The 5,715-nt window shown below is 33.6% G+C and carries 5 protein-coding genes and 1 tRNA gene; 3 read left to right on the plus strand and 3 right to left on the minus strand.

All coding sequences use genetic code 11. The annotated features are described in order from the left end of the window. Positions 1 to 406: 406 nt before the first annotated feature. Together BTHG_RS08430 and BTHG_RS08435 are read left to right on the plus strand one after the other, a co-directional pair. A complete protein-coding gene (locus tag BTHG_RS08430) occupies positions 407 to 607 on the plus strand; it encodes a hypothetical protein (RefSeq protein ID WP_010676325.1) in 201 nt (66 codons plus the stop codon). A gap of 120 nt (positions 608 to 727) precedes the next feature. Beyond that, positions 728 to 1,684 (plus strand): processed acidic surface protein, encoded by a 957-nt coding sequence (locus BTHG_RS08435; RefSeq protein WP_010676326.1) that lies wholly within the window; start codon positions 728 to 730, stop codon positions 1,682 to 1,684. A gap of 38 nt (positions 1,685 to 1,722) precedes the next feature. Here the strand turns inward: BTHG_RS08435 and BTHG_RS08440 are convergent, their stop codons facing one another. The 3 genes from BTHG_RS08440 to plsY all read right to left on the minus strand — a co-directional run bounded on the left by BTHG_RS08440 (position 1,723) and on the right by plsY (position 5,103). After that, positions 1,723 to 2,634, minus strand: coding sequence for a DMT family transporter (locus tag BTHG_RS08440; protein WP_010676327.1), 912 nt, complete (start codon positions 2,632 to 2,634; stop codon positions 1,723 to 1,725). 284 nt (positions 2,635 to 2,918) lie between these two features. Further along, positions 2,919 to 4,517, minus strand: coding sequence for an aminotransferase class V-fold PLP-dependent enzyme (locus BTHG_RS08445; protein WP_010676328.1), 1,599 nt, complete (start codon positions 4,515 to 4,517; stop codon positions 2,919 to 2,921). Positions 4,518 to 4,533: 16 nt separating this feature from the next. Next, positions 4,534 to 5,103 carry a glycerol-3-phosphate 1-O-acyltransferase PlsY gene (plsY, locus tag BTHG_RS08450; RefSeq protein WP_010676329.1) on the minus strand — a complete coding sequence of 190 codons (570 nt, stop codon included), beginning with the start codon at positions 5,101 to 5,103 and terminating at the stop codon, positions 4,534 to 4,536. A 204-nt stretch (positions 5,104 to 5,307) separates the two neighbouring features. Here plsY and BTHG_RS08455 point away from each other — a divergent pair. Continuing rightward, positions 5,308 to 5,379: transfer RNA gene (locus BTHG_RS08455), tRNA-Ala, on the plus strand. Positions 5,380 to 5,715: the final 336 nt, after the last annotated feature.

Here is a 5,715-nt window from a genome sequence, read left to right on the forward strand (position 1 = left end):
CAAAGAACTTTCATCGCCCGAAGCGACTTTTCCAATATAACATTTTCACTTTCGAGTGTCAACTTCTTTTTTAAAAAAAGTTTTTTCTCACTCTTTCATTTCGTCGCTCGTTTTAGCGACAAGAAATAATATACCATCTCTTTTATTCTTTATCAAGACTTTTTTCAAAAAAAGTTTAAAACAATAAAAAGAGCAGCAAACTATTCTCTTTTCTCTATTATTTCTTCATTTGAAAAGATAGTAATTATTATACAAGAAATAGTTTTCTGATGAAATACTTTTATAATTTATTTTACATTCTAATTTCAATATATATCATTCCATACATGCCTCTACTATTGTAAGCATATTTACTAGATTTACTCATATATTTTTATTAAAAGTTGTTTAGGAAGGGGGAGAAGTTTTGATTTTTGATTTTTTGCAAGCAGTTGGCATGTTTTTTTCATTAGCAATGTGTTTATTTTTATTTTCATTTGTTTATATTGAAGGTTTGAGAATTAGCAATAATGAGGGAAGAATCGAAGTTAGCACTTTTATTACCTTTGTGTCCTCTATCATTATGGCGTTCGTTTTTAGCTTTTTTGCTAGTTCCTTTTATTATTAATTTACACTAACTTACTGACAATCCTGAATGGATGTCAGTTTTTTTGTTTTAATTCCATGCATTATTTGGTAAAAGTTGAAAATACTACACCTATGAATATAATGGCTTGGAGGAAGAGGAATGAAGAAGTATTTGCTAGTAGGGGTTATATTTCTATTTCAGCTCTCATTTTTGTCTACAGGAGTGTTTGCTGAAGTATCCCCTGAAGAATTAAAAAAATACACAGCAACGACTGGTTTTACTGAAAGTGATCTTGAGGATTACTTGGCAGTTTATGATTTGTCGTTAAAGGATTTTGAGAGTGTAAATGAATTGGTTTCTTATTTAGGAGAGCCGGTTAATTCGGAGTCAATTCAAACTCTATTAACAAAACATAATATAAACGAGGATGAATTACATCATATTCTAGGTGGTTTCGGGGAGTCTGTACAGGATTACTTATTCATAAAAGATCTAGAAACAACGGTTGATTTCTATTTAAATCATGCTGAGGTTTTGGTGGAAGCGGAGCGAATGCTTTCCGAGATAGGATTAACAGAAGATGAGATTGATGGACTATTCCTTCATTTTTTAAGTCTTAATGATTTAAATCTCGAGGAGAAGATGAAATCTATCAGCTCTAATTTAGAGCAGTACTTTTCCTATAATAATTCAAAAGGTTTATCAACTGAACAACAAAAAGATTTGCTTGTCATGTATGATAAGATGATTGACATCTTTGAGCTACAGCCTCGATACTTTCTATTGAAAGATAATGTAAAGGAAGCTGTCTCGTATGAAAATCTTCTTGAAAAGGATTCGCTTAATGGTGCGGAACTGCTTGTAGAGCTATACCGGGCAAATGATGAGTACCTACTTGATCTTAAGGTTACAGAAGAAATGCTTGCTTCTGATTTTATCATTGAACGCGGAGAAAAGTTACTTACTGTTGCAACCCTTGCTACGGAAATGAGTGTAAAAGTTCAAGGAAATAAGTTACCTGTTACGGCCAGTCCATATACAAACCTACTATTGTCAGGAGCATTACTTATTGTTGTCGGTTTATGTACCATTTATATTACACGAAAATATGTATAAAAATTATGCCATGTCTACATTTAAGACATGGCTTTTCTTTATCCTATACTTTGTTCTGTTAGTTGAACCTGCTGTTTTTTCTTTCTTTCACCTACGGAGTATAGCCATATACCGACTACAATTATGATTCCTCCGATAAACTGTGTATGAATAATATTTTCCGCCAGTACAAAATAGGCTAAAATGGCTGCACCAACTGGCTCAAATAGAATACTTACTGAAATCGTAGATGTACTTACCCATTTTAATGACCAATTGAAAAGGTTGTGACCTAGTAGGGTTGGTACGATTGCTAGCAGTAAAAAGTACATCCAATCCTGATTAGCGTATCCTCCAAGTGGATATTTTAAGATAATGACATATAACAACAAGGTTATCGTGCTAATGCTATATACAACAAATGTATATGTGACTAGTGTAAGTCGTTTCCTTACAGATTGCCCAAATAGAAGATACGCAGTAACCATTATACAGGAAATAATCGCTAAGAAGTCACCAAATAAAGCACTCCCGCTAACTCGGAAATCACCCCAGCTAATAATTATACTTCCACCTAAAGCTAGGCAGGTGCTTAAGATGGCCCCTAGACCAATTTTTTCTTTAAACAAAAAATACGTTCCTATAAAAGCAAATACAGGCTGCATTGTCACTAATACGGTAGAACTTGTTACAGATGTGTAGTTAAGTGATTCAAACCAAAGGATAAAATGGAGTGCTAAAAATACACCTGATATTGTTGAAAAAAGCCAATCTCTTTTTGTTATAACCCGCAGTTCATTCCTATATTTCCATAAAAATATAGGAAGCATCAGAAGGACTGTTAAAAATAGGCGGTAGAATGCTATAACTGGCGCGGGTGCATTTGCTAATTTTACAAAAATAGCTGACGTTGAAACGGCTACAGCACCAATTGCCAATACGAAGTAAGGATTTATTTTTGGTTGATTCATGTATGTCCCTTCATTTCTTATATAATCTAATCTAGTATATAAGAAAAATGGATAAAAAGGATAGAAGAAATTCCATCCTTTTTACCGCAAGGATGGATCAGCGATTAGTTGATAATTTTTTATATTGTACGCAGAAACCTTCGTTAGTTAAATGGCGTATAATGTATCACCGATGGTAAGGACAAATTGAACTTCTCCTTCCCTTGTTTCGTATGGACCTTTCTAGTGAGATAATTTAGTTATTAAATCAACAAGCAGAACTTGAAATAAAAAAAGAAAGCCCTCTAAATCGTAGGCTTTCCTACTTTCATGTAATGCTTTAATAATTGCTCAAAAACATGAAGCATTTTTACTATTTTCTTTTCTTCGTGGTTGCTTAGACAAGAGATTTGGATCCATTTCTTATCTTGTAAATATTTGCTCTCATAGTGGAGAAAATATCCCTGCAATGCCATGTCATCCCCAAAATTCTTCGAGGAAATATGTTCTGGCAGTAAAACGGTCATGATGGCAGGTGATGAATGTTCAAGAGGTGTTAAAATCTTTAGTCCAATACTTTCTATGTACTTACGAATTAATTGGTATCTTGATTTCATTTCAAGATAATAGTCATCATTTTCATATTTTTGTAAAGCTGTATCCAATGCACCAAGCAAATTTGAAGAATGCGAATATGGGATACTGCCATTATGGGCGTACATTCCTAAATCAATATATCTTGGAATCGATTGATTTGGTATCACTTCATGATTATGGAAAACAAATGACAGTCCCGTGTAACCACCAATTGCCTTTCCACTAACCCCTGATGTAAAATAGATATCCTTGAAATTTAATTTAACGACACCCATTGTGCTGATACAATCAAGGCATAGCTTTACATTATAAGTTAGGCAAATTTCTTTTAGTTCTTCAAGGTTAGTAAGCATACCAGTGGAAGTTTCACTGTGAACAGCCCAAAGCCAGGAATACTCTCGCGTTTCAAGTTTTTTTTGAATCTCAGTTTTTGAAATAGGTACTCCCCATTCCCTTTCTATTTTAGAAAAAAGTAAGCCTGCTCGATTGGCATGGTCAACAAGCCTTGAACCAAACTCACCATTACTTATGATTAAACCCTTTCCCCCTACTAAACTTAACTGAGCAGCTATCACATCATTTGCTAGAGTCCCTGAACCTACTAAAATTTCTACATGCTTTGAGTTTGTCATTTTACAAAGCTTCTTCCTAACAGAACTCATTGTCAATGAAAATTCATTTGAACGATGTGAAGTAGGTTCCTCTCCAAGTGCTGTTTTTACACTTTCCTTGATTTTTATTGGCCCAGGTAAAAAGCTGACAGGTTCTTTCAAAATTCTTCCTGCAAGGGATTCATCAAAGGTTTGTTTTGTTAAATACATCGGCCAAAACGATGCATCCGCAGTTCCTGTTTGTGATCCAAAAGGTTTAAATCCTAATTGTCGATATAATTTTTCTTGTCTTGTTGTTCCCGAAATTAAAGCAACATCATAGCCTTTCTTTAAACAAAAATTGGACATAAGCTGCGCAAGACCGAAAAACACTTTACCATTGTTACGATATTTTTCTTCAACAGACAACAGACGAATTTCACAAGGATTATTCGGTTTTACCGGCAATTGTTCATCAAGATTAGGAAGCTTATAATCTAATGAAAATGGCCTATTTGCTCTTACGGCAATCATCCCTATTAACTTGGAATCCTTCACGCAAATTAGATAAGTATTTTCATTATGAAATTTATCAACTAACATTTTTTCTTCATTTTTATCATGTTGTGGTATTTCTTCAACAAATGTTTTGTAATTTAAACGATGAATTTGAGAAAATTCTTGTTTTGTACGAGCTATTTTATAGACAAATGTCACGTTGGAATCACTCCACCTATTTGTTTTTTTTCACTAGTTTTTCTTTCAGATTATCTCTATGTGCATAAAGTAATAAAGCAATCACAATAAAAATAAGAATACATTCACGATTGGAATAATCCATAAACCAATAAATAAATGGTACCGTTACAAAAGCTGTCATACCTGCTAACGTAAAACTTCTCAATGTCGCTAACAAAAGAAGAAAGATTCCGGCGAACACTAGAAACGGTTGATAAGCTAAAACAACCAGTCCACCAGCTGCGGTTGCAATTCCTTTTCCTCCTTTGAATTTGAGGGTAATCGGCCAAATATGTCCGACGATAACTGCAATCAATGAAAGAATCTGAACCTCAAAAGAGAAATCAAGGTATTTTGCACCGGCAACTACAACCATCCCTTTTAAAACATCACCAATGGCTGTTACCAAAAATCCCTTCTTTCCTAGTAATCTTCCAGCATTTCTTGCACCTACATTCCCGCTTCCACGTTTGCGTATGTCCTCACCCTTCATTAACCTCATCACCATATAGGCAGTCATAATTGTTCCAATAAAATAAGATATCAGCACATAAAAATAAATCACGAGCTCACCACCAGTTTAGGTTTAATCAAATTTTACCATTTTTTTCTTGCTGATAATATTAAAAAAGAGGATTGTCTTACTACTTTTTTAGTAGAAATATATGAACTTCAGTGCATCATCATGCAAAAAGATGATTGTCTATTAAATAATCTCATGATATAATTTTCCTAATAATCTCATGATATAATTTTCCAAAATTCACACGGGGTTGTAGCTCAGGGGGAGAGCATTTGCCTGGCAGGCAAAGGGTCGTGGGTTCGATTCCCATCAACTCCATCAAAAGTTAAATCCCTCAAATCCTTTAATATAAAAGGGTTTGAGGGATTTTTTATTTCCTAAATTTATAATTCTAAATCTTTTTGGACTCTTACTGGTCACATTTTGGTCACACAGTAAACTTGGTCAAAAGAATGAGTAGTAAAAATAAGTAATATTGTAATAAGCACACAAAAAACTTGAGGCAAATTTCAAAACCTTAGCTTTTTGATTTTAATGAGTATAGTGCTTATTATATGTAAGCACAATTTAGTTTAATGTTATATCAAGCATTTTAAATTAACTAAAATTTTAAAAAGTTAAGTTCTTCTTAAGTGGCCTCTAACCGATGATATA

Origin of the sequence: Bacillus timonensis (genome assembly GCF_000285535.1) — a bacterium.
Classification (GTDB): domain Bacteria; phylum Bacillota; class Bacilli; order Bacillales; family Bacillaceae_L; genus Ferdinandcohnia; species Ferdinandcohnia timonensis.